Annotated in this window: 16 protein-coding genes; 14 read left to right on the forward strand and 2 right to left on the reverse strand. The window is 39.7% G+C overall.

Going from position 1 to position 16243, the window contains the following annotated elements:
- Positions 1-174 precede the first annotated feature (174 nt).
- The 9 genes from ACFOSE_RS04880 (at position 175) to ACFOSE_RS04920 (ending at position 9479) form a co-directional block, all read left to right on the forward strand.
- Positions 175-1269 carry an MmcQ/YjbR family DNA-binding protein gene (locus tag ACFOSE_RS04880; RefSeq protein ID WP_380431231.1) on the forward strand — a complete coding sequence of 365 codons (1095 nt, stop codon included), beginning with the start codon at positions 175-177 and terminating at the stop codon, positions 1267-1269.
- 47 nt (positions 1270-1316) lie between these two features.
- On the forward strand, positions 1317-1856 hold the full coding sequence (gene rsmD / locus ACFOSE_RS04885; protein ID WP_380431234.1) for a 16S rRNA (guanine(966)-N(2))-methyltransferase RsmD: 540 nt from the start codon (positions 1317-1319) through the stop codon (positions 1854-1856).
- Entirely contained in the window at positions 1846-2355 is a 510-nt protein-coding gene (gene coaD / locus ACFOSE_RS04890; protein WP_380431235.1) for a pantetheine-phosphate adenylyltransferase, read from the forward strand. Before rsmD ends, coaD begins: the two co-directional genes overlap by 11 nt.
- Entirely contained in the window at positions 2324-3412 is a 1089-nt protein-coding gene (locus ACFOSE_RS04895; protein ID WP_380431236.1) for a SepM family pheromone-processing serine protease, read from the forward strand. Before coaD ends, ACFOSE_RS04895 begins: the two co-directional genes overlap by 32 nt.
- A gap of 189 nt (positions 3413-3601) precedes the next feature.
- Positions 3602-4177 carry a YutD family protein gene (locus ACFOSE_RS04900; RefSeq protein ID WP_380431238.1) on the forward strand — a complete coding sequence of 192 codons (576 nt, stop codon included), beginning with the start codon at positions 3602-3604 and terminating at the stop codon, positions 4175-4177.
- Positions 4174-5280 carry a 23S rRNA (adenine(2503)-C(2))-methyltransferase RlmN gene (rlmN, locus tag ACFOSE_RS04905; protein ID WP_380431239.1) on the forward strand — a complete coding sequence of 369 codons (1107 nt, stop codon included), beginning with the start codon at positions 4174-4176 and terminating at the stop codon, positions 5278-5280. The genes ACFOSE_RS04900 and rlmN overlap by 4 nt, the downstream gene beginning before the upstream one ends.
- A complete protein-coding gene (locus tag ACFOSE_RS04910) occupies positions 5280-5813 on the forward strand; it encodes a VanZ family protein (RefSeq protein WP_380431241.1) in 534 nt (177 codons plus the stop codon). The genes rlmN and ACFOSE_RS04910 overlap by 1 nt, the downstream gene beginning before the upstream one ends.
- Positions 5814-5992: 179 nt before the next feature.
- On the forward strand, positions 5993-7738 hold the full coding sequence (locus ACFOSE_RS04915; RefSeq protein WP_380431242.1) for an ABC transporter ATP-binding protein: 1746 nt from the start codon (positions 5993-5995) through the stop codon (positions 7736-7738).
- The gene (locus tag ACFOSE_RS04920; protein WP_380431243.1) at positions 7728-9479 is read left to right on the forward strand and encodes an ABC transporter ATP-binding protein; all 1752 of its coding nucleotides are present in this window, start codon (positions 7728-7730) and stop codon (positions 9477-9479) included. The genes ACFOSE_RS04915 and ACFOSE_RS04920 overlap by 11 nt, the downstream gene beginning before the upstream one ends.
- Positions 9480-9534: 55 nt before the next feature.
- Here the strand turns inward: ACFOSE_RS04920 and ACFOSE_RS04925 are convergent, their stop codons facing one another.
- Entirely contained in the window at positions 9535-11007 is a 1473-nt protein-coding gene (locus tag ACFOSE_RS04925) for a putative cross-wall-targeting lipoprotein signal domain-containing proteiin (RefSeq protein ID WP_380431245.1), read from the reverse strand.
- A gap of 1202 nt (positions 11008-12209) precedes the next feature.
- Between ACFOSE_RS04925 and ACFOSE_RS04930 the strand changes: the two genes are divergently transcribed.
- The 5 genes from ACFOSE_RS04930 to ACFOSE_RS04950 all read left to right on the forward strand — a co-directional run bounded on the left by ACFOSE_RS04930 (position 12210) and on the right by ACFOSE_RS04950 (position 15126).
- Positions 12210-13052 carry a DegV family protein gene (locus ACFOSE_RS04930; RefSeq protein WP_380431246.1) on the forward strand — a complete coding sequence of 281 codons (843 nt, stop codon included), beginning with the start codon at positions 12210-12212 and terminating at the stop codon, positions 13050-13052.
- A complete protein-coding gene (locus ACFOSE_RS04935) occupies positions 13045-13884 on the forward strand; it encodes an SGNH/GDSL hydrolase family protein (RefSeq protein ID WP_380431247.1) in 840 nt (279 codons plus the stop codon). The genes ACFOSE_RS04930 and ACFOSE_RS04935 overlap by 8 nt, the downstream gene beginning before the upstream one ends.
- Positions 13862-14464: a YpmS family protein gene (locus tag ACFOSE_RS04940; RefSeq protein WP_380431248.1), complete on the forward strand. Its 603-nt coding sequence runs from the start codon at positions 13862-13864 to the stop codon at positions 14462-14464. Before ACFOSE_RS04935 ends, ACFOSE_RS04940 begins: the two co-directional genes overlap by 23 nt.
- Positions 14465-14570: 106 nt before the next feature.
- Positions 14571-14846: an HU family DNA-binding protein gene (locus tag ACFOSE_RS04945; RefSeq protein ID WP_380431250.1), complete on the forward strand. Its 276-nt coding sequence runs from the start codon at positions 14571-14573 to the stop codon at positions 14844-14846.
- An 88-nt stretch (positions 14847-14934) separates the two neighbouring features.
- Positions 14935-15126, forward strand: a complete 192-nt coding sequence (locus ACFOSE_RS04950) for a hypothetical protein (RefSeq protein ID WP_380431252.1) — start codon at positions 14935-14937, stop codon at positions 15124-15126.
- 52 nt (positions 15127-15178) lie between these two features.
- On the opposite strand, the gene ACFOSE_RS04955 is transcribed toward ACFOSE_RS04950, so the two are convergent.
- Complete coding sequence (locus ACFOSE_RS04955) at positions 15179-16216, reverse strand: oxidoreductase (protein ID WP_380431253.1); 1038 nt, start codon at positions 16214-16216, stop codon at positions 15179-15181.
- Between the last annotated feature and the right edge of the window lie 27 nt (positions 16217-16243).

Here is a 16243-nt window from a genome sequence, read left to right on the forward strand (position 1 = left end):
CTCCTGTAGAGTACAGAAAACTGGCCGCATAAATGTGTTTTTCTTCTGTCCCATTATGTGGGTGCAGTGCCGATGGCTCACTTGTTTTGTACTGTTTTTTAAGTTGGATTTTTCGTATCCAACTTAAGAGGTGCGGTTTAAGTTTTATTAATGATTTTATTTAAGGAGCTAGGTATGGCTTTTGAGGATGAGTTTTTTAAGCGTAAAAGAGTGAATTTTAACAAATTATTGGCTTTTGGGTTTATGTTAACAGATAAGGGGTATACATATAGTCGTGATATCATGGATAGAAACTTCCAAGCCCAGATCGAAATAGACCGAACCGGTCGAGTTAGTGGTCGTTTGCTAGACAAGGATTTGGATGAAGAATATACTGCTATTTATGTGCTCGGTAGCACGGGAAATTATGTCGGTAAGGTGCGGGAAGCCTATGGAAAACTGTTGATAGAGATTGCTGAATCCTGCTTTGAAGATAGACCTTTTAATTTTGACCAAACTAATCGGCTGGCTCAGCATTTGCAGAAAAAATATGGCGATCAGTTTGATTATCCTTTTACCAAGTATCCCCAGTATGCTTCCTACCGTCACCCTGCTAATCGCAAGTGGTATGCTTTGATTTTTAATCTCCAATTAGGCAAGTTGGATTTTGATCGAAGTCAGTTAACTCAACAGGAATTAGAGCATGAGTTAGAAGTTGTCAATATTAAAATTGATAAGGAGCAGGAGCGTTTAGAAGAGCTACTTAATATAGATGGTATTTATCCCAGTTATCACATGAATAAAAAGTCTTGGATTTCCATTGTGCTAGATGGTCAATTGGCTGATGAATTTCTTTATGAGCTAGTTGATAGGAGCCGTGACTTAGTCGGTCCCAAAGGTTATAAGGTAGAAAATGGTTCAGATTATTGGTTGATTCCTGCTAATCCCAAATATTATGACATTGATGCGGAGTTTGCAGCTACAGATATCATCAAATGGACTCAGAAAGCACAGATTAAAAAGGGAGATTGGGTCTTTATTTATGTGACAGCACCTGTTAAAGCTGTTCGCTATGCCTGTCGCGTTTTGGATGTTCATATTCCCAATAATAATTATCGTGAGAATTCCTCCATTAAAGAACTTATGGAAATCAAACGGATAAAGACCTTTGATGATGCTAGTCTTTCTATGGAAGTTTTGAAAGCTCATGGGGTTAAAACAGTGAGGGGCCCACGTCGGATGACTAAAGAAATGATTGATCTAGTAGAGCCACAAGTAAAGGACTGTTAAATCCTTCATTGGCCGCAAAGTTTGGAAATTTTGTTATAATATCTTTTATGAGAATTATTGCTGGAACCTTTGGCGGTCGACCGCTGAAAACACTGGAAGGAAAAACAACGAGACCTACCTCTGATAAGGTGAGAGGTGCTATCTATAACATGATTGGGCCTTTTTTCAAGGGAGGAAGGGTCTTGGATTTGTTTGCCGGCAGTGGAGGTCTAGCGATTGAAGCTATTTCCCGTGGTATGACAGAGGCTATATTGATAGAACGAAATCGCAAGGCCCAAGACATCATTCGAGAAAATATTCAAATGACCAAATCACAAGAGCAATTTAAGCTAATAAAAGGGGATGCTAGGGAGGTTTTGCCTTCGCTAACAGGTCAGTTTGATTTGGTGTTGCTGGACCCTCCTTATGCCAAAGAAGAAATTGTCAGTAACATCTCGACCTTGCAAGAATACAACCTTTTGCCCCAGAATGTTATGGTGGTTTGTGAAACAGATAAAAATGTTGACTTGCCAGAAGAAATCGGTCATCTAGGAATTTGGAAACAAAAAATATATGGAATCAGTAAGGTAACAGTTTATGTCAGATAGAATCGCTCTATTTACAGGCTCTTTTGATCCTGTAACCAAGGGTCATCTGAATTTAATTCAGCGGGCCAGCAAGCTTTTTGACCAGCTTTATGTGGGAATCTTTTTTAATAAAGACAAGCAAGGCTTTCTCTCAATTGAAAGACGTGAGTACTTGATGGAGCAGGTTGTAAAAGACCTCCCCAATGTTTCTGTTATTACTTCTCAGGATCACTTAGCGGTAGACGTTGCCAAGGAATTAGGAGCAAGCGTATTAGTCCGCGGTTTGCGTAATGAGCAGGATTTGAACTATGAAGCTAGTATGGATTATTTTAATCATGGTTTAGCACCTGATCTTGAGACAGTCTACTTGGTGACAGCGTCGGAGTATGCCCAAGTTAGGTCTTCGCGAATTCGTGAATTGATCCATTTTGGAGTGGATGTGACCGCTTATGTACCGGAAGTTGTCGCCTTAGAATTGGAGAAAATGAATGACACAAGTGCAACAAATAAGAGTAACTAAAAAGAATAAGGTCTTTTGGCCCTTTGTGAAACGTTTTAAATGGTGGATTAGTGGGCTTATCCTCCTCTTGCTGTTAGCCTTTTGTTTCCTTTTCCCCCTTCCCTATTATGTAGAGACACCGGGTGGTGCCTATGATATCAATGAGGTTCTGACGGTTGATGGTCAAACCAATAAGGATGAAGGATCCTACAATTTTGTAGCGGTATCGGTTCGTCGCGGAACGATTTTCCAGATGGTCTATGCTTGGTTGACTCCTTATACCGATATTGTTTCAGCTGATGAAATGACCGGCGGTGCTAGTACGAAGGATTTTGATTTGATGAATCAATACTATATGGAAAATTCACAAAACATAGCAATTTATCAAGCCTTCAAACTAGCAAAAAAAGAAGTTAAACTCGACTATAAAGGTGTCTATGTTTTGTCTGTGGCAGATAATTCAACCTTCAAAGGGGTTCTGAATATTGCTGATACAGTGACAGGCCTCAATGGCAAAACTTTCAAGAGTTCTAAAGACTTGATTAAGTACGCTAGTAGCTTAAAGCTTGGATCTAAAGTCAGTGTGCAATATATGAGGGAAGGAAAGAAAAAATCAGCTGATGGTAAGGTCATCAAGCTGAGCAACGGTAAAAATGGTATTGGTATCAGTTTGACCGATCATACGGAAGTCAAATCGGATCAAAAGATTGAGTTTTCAACTGAAGGTGTGGGAGGACCAAGTGCTGGTCTTATGTTTACTCTGTCGATTTACGATCAACTCAATCAAGAGGATTTGATGAAAGGTCGCAAGATTGCTGGTACCGGAACTATTGAACAGGATGGAACAGTTGGTGATATCGGTGGTGTAGCCCAAAAGGTGGTCTCAGCAGCCAATTCTGGTACAGATCTTTTCTTTGTTCCTGATAATGCTATCAAAAAGGATGAGAAAAAATACTATCCTAATGGTAATAATTATGAAGAAGCCAAAAAGACAGCCAAAGATATTGGTACTAAAATGAAAATCGTTCCAGTCAAAAATGCACAAGATGCTATTGATTATTTAAAAACTCATCGTTAAGAAAGGAACAAATTCCCATTAGGCTATTATCGCCCTAGGAGTTTGCTCTTTTCTTTTTGTCCGCTCAGCTAAGTGCCTTACTTATCTGCAATTGCTTACAAATAGAATAAAATGGTGTATAATGGTAAGGCTAAGTAGAAAGTATTTTTCGACTAATAAAAATAAAAAAGCCATAGAGAAAGGAAAAGGATGAGAAAAAACATTTCCCCCGACATGCTGAACTACAATAAATTTCCGGGACCTATCTTTACCATCTCAGATAATCTTGTCAAATCTGAAGGCATTAGCCTAGAGCTGGTTGAGAATTATCGCGAGGGTTTTAAACTGGAAAATTTTCAGCAACGTTTTTCGGAAATCCTACTCAAGTATGACTATATTCTAGGTGATTGGTCCAGTGATGAATTGCGTTTGCGAGGCTTTTACAAAAATGAGAAACCGGTCAAAAATGATAGCAAAATCAGTCGCTTAGAGGACTATCTTAAAGAATATTGTAATTTTGGCTGCGCCTATTTTCTTCTGGAAAATTCTGAGCCTAAAGAATTCAAGGTAGACAAAGAAGATAAGAGACCTCGACGTCGTGATAATCGTAAACGCCGTCAACCGTATAAAGCCGCTAAGCACTACCAACAGTTTAAGGGTAAGGAACAGACTGGGCCTAAAAAATCTGATCAAAAACATTGGGAAAAGAATGAGGTTTCACAACCATCTTCTAACAAGGATCATAACCAGCACTTCACTATTAGAAAGAAGGAAAGTGAATCATGACTGAAGAAAAAAAGGAAATTAAACCATCTATTTATGGCTTGACTAGGGACGAGTTGATTGACTGGGTAATTGAACACGGAAGTAAAAAGTTTCGTGCTAACCAAATATGGGATTGGCTCTATAAAAAACGCGTGCAATCCTTTGAAGAGATGACCAATCTGTCCAAAGAATTTGTTGCTGAGCTGGAAGATAACTTCTGCCTCAATCCGCTCAAACAGAGGATTGTTCAGGAGTCGGCTGATGGTACCATTAAGTATTTGTTCGAGTTACCAGATGGCATGCTGATTGAAACGGTTCTAATGCGTCAGCATTATGGTCTCTCAGTCTGTGTGACAACTCAGGTGGGTTGTAATATTGGCTGCACTTTTTGCGCTAGCGGCCTGATTAAGAAGCAACGTGATCTTAACAATGGTGAAATCACTGCTCAGATTATGTTGGTTCAAAAATACCTAGATGACCGTAAAGAAGGTGATCGCGTTAGTCATGTGGTTGTTATGGGAATTGGTGAGCCTTTTGATAATTATAATAATGTCATCAAATTCTTGCGAACCATCAATGATGACAATGGTTTGGCCATCGGTGCTCGCCATATTACGGTGTCAACTTCTGGTTTAGCTCATAAGATTCGCGAGTTTGCTAATGAAGGCATTCAGGTCAATTTGGCTGTATCGCTGCATGCACCCAATAACAATCTGCGTTCCAGTATCATGCGCATCAATCGTTCCTTCTCCTTAGAGAAACTTTTTGACGCTATTGAATACTATATCGAAACGACGAATCGTCGAGTGACTTTTGAATACATTATGCTCAATGAAGTCAATGATAGTCCCGAAAATGCTCAAGAGTTGGCTGATTTAACCAAGAAAATCCGTAAGTTATCATATATCAACCTGATTCCTTACAATCCAGTATCAGAACACGATCAGTACAGCCGTTCAACCAAGGAACGTGTAGATGCCTTTTACGATGTCCTTAAAAAGAATGGTGTCAACTGTGTTGTACGTCAAGAGCACGGTACTGATATTGATGCTGCTTGTGGCCAGTTGCGTTCCAATACTATGAAACGTGACCGTCAAAAAGCGGTAGCAGGAGCGGCTCAATAATGTCTAGGTGGTTTGATGAAAAAGGAGAGCTAACAGTTTCAGGACGTAAATTAATCTGGTTGTTACTGGTTGGCTATATATTTTGTTTAGGAATTCTTTGCTTTTCGCCCCAGCCTATAGGAGTAGAAGGTGTTCATACACCCAATATTTTTTATATTGGTAGAGTACCAGTCTTGTTGGTTCCTTTTAATTCCTTTCTAAATATTGGACAGTTGGATAATTTTAAAAAACTTTTTTGGATTATCGGTCAAAATATCAGCAATATTTTTCTACTGACACCATTGATGTTAGGTTTCTTAGGATTTTTTAAAGATTGGCGCCGTTGGCGCTTGGTCTTGAAGATGAGTTTTCTAATCAGTTTAGGTATCGAGTTGATGCAGGTTATTTTAGATATTGTGCTCGATATCAATCGTGTTTTTGAAGTTGATGATTTGATTACCAATACTCTGGGCGGATTAATTGCCCTGTGGGGGCTGCCTATGTTACAATTTATAGTAGTTACTATAGGAAAAACTAAAGAGTCAAAAGACTAAGAACTAGTGTCTGCACATACGAGCTATCAAACCACCTATTAGTCATCAATGACAAATTTTAATGGAAATTGTTTTAAAGGAGCCTGGGAACATTTTGTTTCAGGCTCTTGTTATGGCTTTAAGTTCATAAGCTGCTAAATATAACTTAATTAGCTTACCAGTCATTAAGAAAGGCTATTATGTCAATTATAAAAAAACTTTGGTGGTTCTTCCGTTTGGAGAAGCGCCGCTATTTAATTGGAATTTTATCACTGAGCATGGTCAGTGTCCTCAATCTAATCCCTCCCAAACTGATGGGACAGGTTATTGACTCGATTGAGATTAAGAATTTAACTGTAAGTGAGCTCTTGCTTAAATTGTTCATCTTGCTTCTAATTGCCTTTGGGATGTATATTTTACGCCTGATTTGGAGAATCTATCTACTAGGAACCTCTTATCGTCTGGGGAAGATTCTACGCAGTCAATTGTTTGAGCATTTCACCAAGATGTCCTCATCCTTCTTTCAGAAATATCGAACAGGAGACCTCATGGCGCATGCTACCAATGATATCAACTCCTTAACTATGTTAGCAGGAGGAGGGGTTATGTCGGCAGTTGATGCCTCAATAACAGCTTTAGTAACCCTTTTTACTATGTTATTCTCCATCTCTTGGCAGATGACCTTGATTGCTATTATTCCTTTGCCGTTGATGGTCTTAGCAACTAGTCGTTTGGGACGCAAAAATCATGAATCTTTCAAGGCTTCCCAAGCCGCTTTTTCAGACCTCAATAACAAGGTTCAGGAAAGTGTCTCTGGAATTAAGGTGACTAAGTCTTTTGGTTACCAAGCGCAGGAGTCAGCTAACTTTGCTCAAGTTAATCAGATGACCTTTGATAAAAATATTATCAGCATGCGTTATAATAGTATGTTTTCACCAGTAACCCTACTTTTTGTAGGATCCAGTTATGTATTGACTTTGTTGGTAGGGGCCTATATGATAACAGCTGGTTTGGTAACTATTGGTAGTCTGGTAACCTTCATCACCTATTTGGATATGTTAGTTTGGCCCTTACAAGCTATTGGTTTTCTTTTTAATATTAGCCAGCGTGGTAATGTTTCCTATGACCGTATTTCAGAACTCTTAGAGCAAGAGAGCGATGTTGTAGAAAACGAGTCTCCACTTGATAAAATAGAAAACGGTCCTATTATTTATGATATCGATCATTTCCAATATGAGGATGAGGAAAATTTATCGGATATTCATTTTCAACTCAATAAGGGGGAAACCCTCGGTATTGTTGGTCAGACGGGTTCTGGCAAAACCACGCTTTTGAAATTACTCCTGCGCCAGTATGATGTAACGGTCGGCTCCATCAGTATCAATGGGCATAATATTAAAGATTATAGTCTATCTGATTTGCGTAGTCTGATGGGATACGTTCCTCAGGACCAATTTCTCTTTGCCATGACCATTTTAGAAAATATTAGTTTTTCCAATCCTGATTTAAGTTTAGAGCAGGTTGAAGCTGCCGCCAAACTCGCTCATGTTTATGCTGATATCATGGCAATGCCGGATGGTTTTGATACTCTTATCGGTGAAAAAGGTGTCTCCTTATCAGGTGGACAAAAGCAACGGATTGCCATAGCTCGGGCCATGATTATGAACCCAGAAATTTTGATTTTAGATGACTCTTTATCGGCAGTTGATGCAAAGACCGAACACGCTATTATTGACAATTTGAAAGAGAGCCGTCAGCAAAAGACGACAATCATCACTGCCCATCGTCTCAGCGCGGTTGTTCACAGTGACCTAATTCTAGTTATGAATAAAGGAAAGATTGTTGAGCGCGGTCGTCATGAGGAGCTTTTGGCCCAGAATGGATGGTACGCTCGCACCTATGAATCCCAGCAACTTGAAATGGAGGAAGCCTCTAATGAAAACTAAAGAGCCTATGAGTCAAAGACTTGTCTTTCGACGGTTGACGCACTATCTCAGCTCCTATAAGTGGCTGACAGTGGTAGCGCTCACCTTCCTACTTCTGACAACGGTTGTTCAGACCATCATTCCCTTGGTTGCTGAGTATTTTATTGACCATTATATCAAGCAGGTTAGCCAGCTTGCCCTTCTGATACTTTTAGGATACTTTCTACTCTATGTGTTACAGATGATTTTCTCGTATGTGGGAAATTATCTCTTTTCCAAGGTGGCTTATAGCATTGTCAGAGATATCCGTCAAGATGCTTTTGATAATGTCCAGCGTCTAGGGATGTCCTATTTTGACCAGACTTCTGCGGGTTCGATAGTCTCGCGCCTGACCAATGATACAGAGGCGATTAGTCAGATGTTCTCTGGTATCCTGTCTAGTTTCATTTCGGCTATCTTCATCTTTGCGACTACCCTTTATACAATGATTGTATTGGATATCCGCCTGACAGCTATTGTTGTCCTTTTTTGGCCTTTCATTTTTATACTGGTTAATCTTTACCGCAAGAAATCAATGACGGTCATTGAAACGACACGCAGTCTCCTCAGTGATATCAATACCAAACTATCAGAATCTATTGAAGGTATCCGAGTAATACAGGCCTTTCGACAAGAGGAGCGTCTCCAGGATGAATTTGAAGCTATCAATCAGGATCATCTGCGCTATGCTAATCGCTCGGTACTCTTAGACAGCATCTTCCTGCGTCCGGCCATGTCCCTACTGAAGCTTTTGGGCTATGTGGTCCTGATGGCCTATTTTGGCTTTACTTGGCAGACGATTGGTGTTACAGCTGGTCTCATGTATGCTTTTATTCAATACATCAACCGTCTCTTTGATCCTTTGATTTCAGTTACTCAGAATTTTTCAACCCTACAAACCTCAATGGTATCAGCTGGTCGGGTCTTTACCTTGATTGATCGTGATGATTATGAACCACAGCAAAACAATAATCAATCATTGGAGGTTAGTCGTGGTGGTATTGAATTTAAAAACGTATGTTTCTCCTATGATGGTGATCATCAGATTTTAGATAATATCAGTTTCAAGGTAAAACAGGGTGAAACCATCGCTTTTGTTGGGGCAACTGGCTCAGGAAAATCTTCAATTATCAATGTATTTATGCGTTTCTATGAATTTCAATCTGGTCAGGTACTGCTAGATGGTCATGATATTCGCGACTATTCTCAGGAAGAATTGCGCAAGTCAGTTGGTTTAGTGCTACAGGATCCTTTTCTCTATCATGGCACCATTAAATCTAACATTCGTATGTACCAAGATATCAGTGATCAGGATGTAGAAGCAGCGGCAGAATTTGTTGATGCGGATGACTTCATCAGACAATTGCCTCAGGGTTATGATGAGCCTGTTACCGAAAGAGGCTCGACTTTCTCAACGGGCCAGCGTCAACTCCTAGCCTTTGCAAGGACGGTTGCTAGTCAACCCAAGATTCTTATTCTGGATGAAGCTACTGCCAACATCGACTCTAAAACAGAAGATATCATTCAGACTTCTCTTAAAAAAATGCGTGAAGGGCGTACAACCATTGCCATTGCCCACCGTTTATCAACAATTCAAGATGCCAACTGCATCTACGTTTTGGACAAGGGGCACATTGTTGAAAGTGGAAACCATGAAGAACTTCTAGAGAAAAAAGGAATTTACTATAGAATGTACCAACTTCAAGCTGGTATGATGGAATAAGAAAAGCAGTTCTTTATAAATGAACTGCTTTTTTATATATTTTACCTAAATGAAATTAGTCTTCAGATTTTAGTTTGCGTGTTGCAATAAGACCAGCACCTACCATAACTAGAGCTGTACCGAGTGCAGTGATAGCTCCTTGCTTAGAATCACCTGTTGTTGGGAGGGATTCTTGTTTGCTTGGATTGGTGCTGCCCATACCAGCCTTAGTAAGGTCAGCAGTTTTTGGTGTCACTGTTGTTGTAGGTACAGTAGGAGTAGTGGCAGTTTGACCATTGCCTGCACCTGCGTTACCAGCATCTGGATCGGTGGTTGGATCGGTTGGATTGGCTGCTGGGTTATCACCAGCTTGGGGTGTTTCAGGAGTAGCCGCTGTAGCATTTTGGCTGACATAATGAAAGATTGTTCTTGGTAAGAATTTAACCTGCTGGCCATTGTAAGATAATACCCAGTTGCCGTCAGCGCCTTTAGCAGTAGTGAATCCACTGTCATTTCTGACATTGCTATTGCTACCGATTTCTAACATAGCATAGAACATATCACTTTCTGCACCAGTGCCGTTGGCAATTCCAACGCTCATTCCATCACCGCTGTTGGATAGAATACTGATAGCATGACCAAAGGCCTCTTCACCGGTACCGCTAGCAATATTAAAGTAATCAGCGAACCAGTTAAGTGCTAAATAATAAGCAGTTGCTTTATCAGACCCTAGTGACTGACCGTTAACAGTTGGCGTGATGGAGCTGAGTTGGTCTTGGTGACCATTTTCAGAATAGATAGTAACACCACTTGGAAAAGCAAGGCTTGTTTGGTGATCAATACCATTAACTTCACCAGCTTCTTCATTAGCACGCGCTTGAGCGAAGTCATTCATCAAAGTATTGGCATCTGGAACCGGAACACTGATACCGTTGATTTGACGTAATTCTTGTAAATATTCGTTCAAATATTGAGTGATAGCCGTTGGATTTGGAGTGTAGGCTTGATTAGGATCATCAACGGTGATATATTCATCGCGAGAACCATTATAAGTGATTTCTGTAACAGGTGCAGACTTGCTGGCGTTGTTCAAGGTAGTGTCAAAATCAACACTACCGTATTCAGAAGTATTCTCAGGTTTAGTATAAACACCTGCAGCTGAAGCAGGCTTATTATTAGTAGCAGTGTTGGTATTTTCGCTAGCAGCTGAAGCTGGAGCAGTCTGTGCTTGAGTAGTAGCAGGAGCAGCTTGCACAACAGGAGCATTAACTTCCGCTTGAGATGAAGCAACTGAATTTGCCGCAACCTCATTATTTACAGGAGTAGCAACAGAAGCTGTTTCAGTTTCAAAAACAGGTGTTTGATCTTCCTGAGCTGTTGTACCTGCTGTAGTTGTTTGTTGGGTTGCTATAGTTGTATCAGTGGCTTGAGAAGTTTCATCGGCTTGAACGGTTGTGCCAGCAGTTACAGCGACAGTTGCCGTAGCAAGGATAGCACCGCAGAGGCCTGCGAATTTTGTTCTACGTTTACTGAATGTATTCTTTTGCATAATACTTCCTATCTAATCTAAATTTTATTGTAACAGTGAAATATTTTATCACAGTTTCCCCAATTATCAAAACTCAAAAAAAGTTGTAAAATGCCTTTTTAACAAGGTTATGTCTCAAAAAAAGGAAGCATAATCCTTGTTAAATAAAGCAGATTATTCTATCTGCTTTCTATAAAAATTTTCCAACATGAGCTTAGATTAAAAAAATATGTCGAGTTTGTTACAGAATTTAAATAGGAAAACATAACCCCCAAAATGCTGATTTTATAGGTTTTACGCCCTTTTAATTGGCCAGTCACTTCTTTTTAACTGGAAAGTTATTCTATTTTGTAGCCCTTTTGTCAGAAAATTGGCTTGTCAGGCTCATTCATATTGATGTACTTAATACGGTTTATTGTTTATGTTTGCTAAAACATACAGTTTAGAGACCTTCAATGCGCTTAAGGCAGAGTCGGAATACAGTTCTGATGAGCTTAATTTTACTGTTAGCAATGACTTGGGTAATAACTCATGGTCTTGATGGTCTACTATATTAATTATAAGGTATCTTTTGAACCTACAGGTTTGCTCTTTATTGAGGGGAGCAATAGAATGGCTCTGTGCTGAGGAATAAATTTTTCTTTATCCCTACTGAGGGATATTCAGGAAGTTAAAGGGAAGAACAGTCTTTTTTTAAGTTAAATTGACTATTACTGATAGGGCTGGTAAAAAGATGTTTTTTCACTAACAAGATGTAGATTGGCTTACCATGGCATAAATAATGTCTCAAGTAGGTGAGGAGGGTATGGTAGAAAGTAATCTCGAAAAACTAAGATATCGCAATCGCTTTTCTTCTCTAGTTATAGCCAGCTATTTTATAGCGATAGAGAGTTTTTGTATTCTGTTCCTATCGCTCTTGGTAGATTTCTTGCTACTCTAGACAATCTTGAATTTCTGATTTATAATTTATTGTATCATTTCAAAGGGGCAAAATTCATTAACCTTGGGTGTTTCCTCAATCATTACCCTATTTGCTCTGCCCTTGTTTTCTTAAATGTGTTAATCAATTTATTTTATTAAGCGGACACTTAAGCTGATTTCAGCATCTGGACTTAGGTGTTTTTTGGTTAATTAGATGGAGTATCCTTCATAGAATCTCCAAAACCTCTTATTTTTTGATATAATGGAAATGATTTATTAGAAAGAATGAAGTAGGAATCACAATGTCTAAAATTAAAATTGTTACTGATTCATCAATTACAATCGAGCCAGAATTGGTCGAAAGTTTAGGAATTACTGTTGTGCCTCTATCAGTGATGATTGATGGTGTTGTTTACAATGATAATGACCTAAAAGACGAAGGGAAGTTCTTGCATTTGATGCGAGAGAGCAAGGAGCTGCCCAAAACCAGTCAACCACCGGTTGGGCTTTTTGCTGAGGTCTATGAAAATTTGGTCAAGGAAGGTGCAGAACACATCATCTCTATCCATATCACCAACAGCCTATCAGGTACCGTAGAAGCGGCTCGTCAGGGGGCCGTCATTGCTGGAGCAGATGTGACGGTTATTGATTCAACTTTTACAGATCAATCGATGAAACATCAAGTTGTTCAAGCCGCTATCTTAGCTGAACAAGGTGATAGCCTAGAGGAAGTTCTCGCTAAAGTTGAAGAAGTCCGTAAGAAATCTGAACTGTTTATCGGTGTGTCTACACTTGAGAATCTGGTTAAGGGTGGTCGGATTGGCCGCGTTTCAGGAATGTTATCATCATTGTTAAATATTCGTGTAGTTATGGAGCTTAAGAATGGTAATTTAAATCCGGTAGTCAAGGGTCGCGGTCATAAGACTTTTGTCAAATGGTTGGACAGCTTTATTGAACATGCCAAACAAAGACCGGTAGCTGAAATCGGTATCTCCTACTCTGGGAACCCCGACTGGGCCAATCAAATGAAAGAAAAGCTGGAAGTACTTCTAGCAGGAGATCATATTTCTGTCATGGAAACGGGATCGATTATTCAAACCCATACGGGTGAAGATGCTTTTGCAGTGATGGTTCGTTATGAATAAGCAAAAATTATTAGCACCAGCCTTTTTCATTTCTTGTCTTATAGTTTTTGCAGTCCTAATCAATCTTTTGCTTCCAAGGGCAGATGACAGCTTGTCGATTTCAGCTACCAACTCTCATAGTAAAATTAAATCTTTTCAGTATGTTGCTATTGGTGACTCACTGACCGAAGGTGTTGGTGATTCGACTGAACAGGGCGGTTTTGTTCCCATCTTATCGCGAGAATTAGAAACGGATTATCATTACAAGGTTACTTCAAAAAATTATGGAGTATCCGGCAATACTAGCAATCAAATTCTCAAACGAATGCAAGAGAAAACTAATATTCAAAAAGATTTGAAAAAAGCCGATATGATGACTGTGACTGTCGGTGGTAATGATGTTATGGCTGTCATCCGAAAAAATTTATCGGATTTGAGTGTCGACAGTTTTAAAAGACCTGCCGAAAAATATCAGGAATGCTTGCATAAGATTATCAAGCTGGCTCGTCAAGAAAATAAAGATTTGCCCATCTACATCTATGGTATCTATAATCCTTTCTATCTAAACTTTCCTGATATGACTGAGATGCAGGACGTTGTTAATAACTGGAATGAGAGTACTCAGACGGTTATAGATGAATATGATAATGTCTACTTCGTTCCTATCAATGATCAACTCTATAGGGGAATCGATGGGCAAGGAGGGATTACTGAGTCTACATCTGATGATCAGTCAGAGGTGATAAATGATGTCCTTTTTGAAAAAGACCATTTCCATCCTAATAACACAGGCTATCAAATAATGGCAAATGCTGCTTTGGAGAAAATCAATGAAACAAAGAAGAACTGGTAAAAAAAACGTATGGAAGTGGGGCTTTCTAGCTCTACTTGCCTTTAATATTGCTCTTGTTGGGGTGGTCTTGCTGAGAATTGGAACTCTAAAGGAAAGCACTGGTCATTCTCCCTCTACTGCCGTTAGCCAATCAGATGTCAAAGTTGGAACCTTCACCTCATCGCGCGATGAGGTGAATAGTACGGTAGCTTCATATTTGGAGCAGTATCAAACGAAAAATAACAGCTATAGTTTTACAGCAACCTCAAGTGATGTCCTGTTTGAGGGAACTTATACCTTACTAGGCTACAATGTGCCCTTATATGTCCACTTTACACCAGTCGTTCTTGATGACGGTAGTATTCAGCTTGATGTTAGCTCTGTATCAGCCGGTACCCTGTCTCTGCCTGTATCGGATGTCTTGAAATTTATAGCTTCGAGCTATGATCTTCCTAGTTTTGTTGAAGTGGATAGTAAGAAGTCAGCTATTATCTTAAACCTTCCCAAAATGGATAATGAGGCAGGAATTTATGTCAAGGCTACAGACTTTAACTTGGTGAATGACCGAATAAGCTTTGATATTTATAAGAAAAAGGGCTAAAATTAACGTTTTCTACTTGACCTAGCTAGGAAAATTAGATATGATAGTTTCTGTTAAGGTCGTAAGTATAACTTACAGGCTTAATAATATTTGGAGGATTAGTGAAATGGCTAATAAACAAGATTTGATTGCAAAAGTTGCAGAAGCAACAGAACTGACTAAGAAAGATTCAGCAGCAGCAGTTGATGCTGTATTCGCTTCAATTGAAGGCTTCCTTTCAAAAGGTGAAAAAGTTCAATTGATCGGTTTCGGTAATTTTGAAGTTCGTGAACGTGCAGCTCGTAAAGGCCGCAACCCACAAACTGGTGCTGAAATCAAAATCGCAGCTTCAAAAGTTCCAGCATTCAAAGCTGGTAAAGCTCTTAAAGACGCAGTTAAATAAGAAAGATTTCTTAATAACTAGATAGGCTGGGACAATTTCCCAGCTTTTCTTTTCAATCTTTAATTTAATATAGAAGTGCAAAAAGCAGATGGAAAAGACACTTATTATCGTAGTGATTATTTTAGTCTTATTTTCGCTTCTTAAGTTTGTAATCTTTGGTTATATGCTTAAAATGTTCAAGCCCAAAGAAATGACAGAAGAAGAAAAGGCTGAATTTGATAAAAAAATGGATGGCGATGAAGAAGAGGATGATGATACTGATTTTGATTCGCTAACCTAATTAATAAAGCTCGGGGCTGTTAGCTCCGGGCTTTAATTAGTTGTAGAAGGTTTTATTTGAACTGACCGCGTTTATAAGAGTTATTGTAGACTTCAAAGTCGTGGTCATGCAGGACCGTCGCTGCCTCCGCAGGCCAGTTGGGATTGCGAATGAGACCGCGCCCTACTTCGATGAGGTCAGCTTGCTCGGTCTGCAATAGGTATTCTCCCAGTTCTGGAGCATTTAGCAATCCAACTGCACTGACGGGAATAGAGACAGCTTGCTTCATATGATTGGTGTAGGGGGCTTGATAACCGCTATAAATGGGAATGTTGGGTTGGAGTTCCATCAATCCACCAGTTGAAATATCCAGACAGTCGATACCATCTCTTTCTAACCAGCGTCCGATAGTTTGCCAATCAGTGATGGTGTTTTGCTGACCAGTCTCATCATAAGCTGTCATTGATAGTCTAATCCAGATAGAACCCGCAAAGGCATCTTTGATGGCAGGCAGCATTTCTCCTACTATACGGTAGCGGTTTTCTAAACTGCCACCGTAAGCGTCCAAGCGATGATTGCTCAGTGGTTCTAAAAATTGATTGATAAGGTAGCCGTGGGCGCCATGTAATTCGATCATATCAAATCCGGCTTCTTGAGCACGCCCAGCCGCTGTTACAAATGATTTCTGAACACGTTTAATATCTTCCAGTGTCATTTCACGGGGTTTACCATAATTATCATTATAGGCAAGGGCGCTTGGTGCTATTTTATCAAGAGCATCTTGTGCCTTATGTCCACCGTGGCCTAATTGAACGCCTACCTTAGCACCTAGAGAGTGTAGCTCGTCGACGAGCTTTTTTAAACCTAGAATATGCTCATCGCTCCAGATACCCAAATCATTTTTGGTCAGACGACCATCTGGTTCGACCGCAGTAGCTTCCAAGATAATTAACCCAGTTTGACCAATAGCGCGTGCTCCATAGTGGGCATGATGAAAAGGAGTTACCTTACCGTCTTCTTTTTCAACAACATACATACACATAGGTGGCATGACAACTCGGTTTTTTAGAGATAATCCTGCTATCTGAGCAGGTGATAATAATTTAGACATGACAGACCTCCTTGTTTTTTTATGTTC

Source organism: Streptococcus dentapri (assembly GCF_042649885.1).
GTDB lineage: Bacteria > Bacillota > Bacilli > Lactobacillales > Streptococcaceae > Streptococcus > Streptococcus dentapri.

Bases quoted from the DNA above. Each gene is read 5' to 3' on its own strand.
- ACFOSE_RS04880 (WP_380431231.1), top strand. From the start codon at position 175: ATGGCTTTTGAGGATGAGTTTTTTAAGCGTAAAAGAGTGAATTTTAAC.
- rsmD (WP_380431234.1), top strand. From the start codon at position 1,317: ATGAGAATTATTGCTGGAACCTTTGGCGGTCGACCGCTGAAAACACTG.
- coaD (WP_380431235.1), top strand. From the start codon at position 1,846: ATGTCAGATAGAATCGCTCTATTTACAGGCTCTTTTGATCCTGTAACC.
- ACFOSE_RS04895 (WP_380431236.1), top strand. From the start codon at position 2,324: ATGACACAAGTGCAACAAATAAGAGTAACTAAAAAGAATAAGGTCTTT.
- ACFOSE_RS04900 (WP_380431238.1), top strand. From the start codon at position 3,602: ATGAGAAAAAACATTTCCCCCGACATGCTGAACTACAATAAATTTCCG.
- rlmN (WP_380431239.1), top strand. From the start codon at position 4,174: ATGACTGAAGAAAAAAAGGAAATTAAACCATCTATTTATGGCTTGACT.
- ACFOSE_RS04910 (WP_380431241.1), top strand. From the start codon at position 5,280: ATGTCTAGGTGGTTTGATGAAAAAGGAGAGCTAACAGTTTCAGGACGT.
- ACFOSE_RS04915 (WP_380431242.1), top strand. From the start codon at position 5,993: ATGTCAATTATAAAAAAACTTTGGTGGTTCTTCCGTTTGGAGAAGCGC.
- ACFOSE_RS04920 (WP_380431243.1), top strand. From the start codon at position 7,728: ATGAAAACTAAAGAGCCTATGAGTCAAAGACTTGTCTTTCGACGGTTG.
- ACFOSE_RS04925 (WP_380431245.1), bottom strand. From the start codon at position 11,007: ATGCAAAAGAATACATTCAGTAAACGTAGAACAAAATTCGCAGGCCTC.
- ACFOSE_RS04930 (WP_380431246.1), top strand. From the start codon at position 12,210: ATGTCTAAAATTAAAATTGTTACTGATTCATCAATTACAATCGAGCCA.
- ACFOSE_RS04935 (WP_380431247.1), top strand. From the start codon at position 13,045: ATGAATAAGCAAAAATTATTAGCACCAGCCTTTTTCATTTCTTGTCTT.
- ACFOSE_RS04940 (WP_380431248.1), top strand. From the start codon at position 13,862: ATGAAACAAAGAAGAACTGGTAAAAAAAACGTATGGAAGTGGGGCTTT.
- ACFOSE_RS04945 (WP_380431250.1), top strand. From the start codon at position 14,571: ATGGCTAATAAACAAGATTTGATTGCAAAAGTTGCAGAAGCAACAGAA.
- ACFOSE_RS04950 (WP_380431252.1), top strand. From the start codon at position 14,935: ATGGAAAAGACACTTATTATCGTAGTGATTATTTTAGTCTTATTTTCG.
- ACFOSE_RS04955 (WP_380431253.1), bottom strand. From the start codon at position 16,216: ATGTCTAAATTATTATCACCTGCTCAGATAGCAGGATTATCTCTAAAA.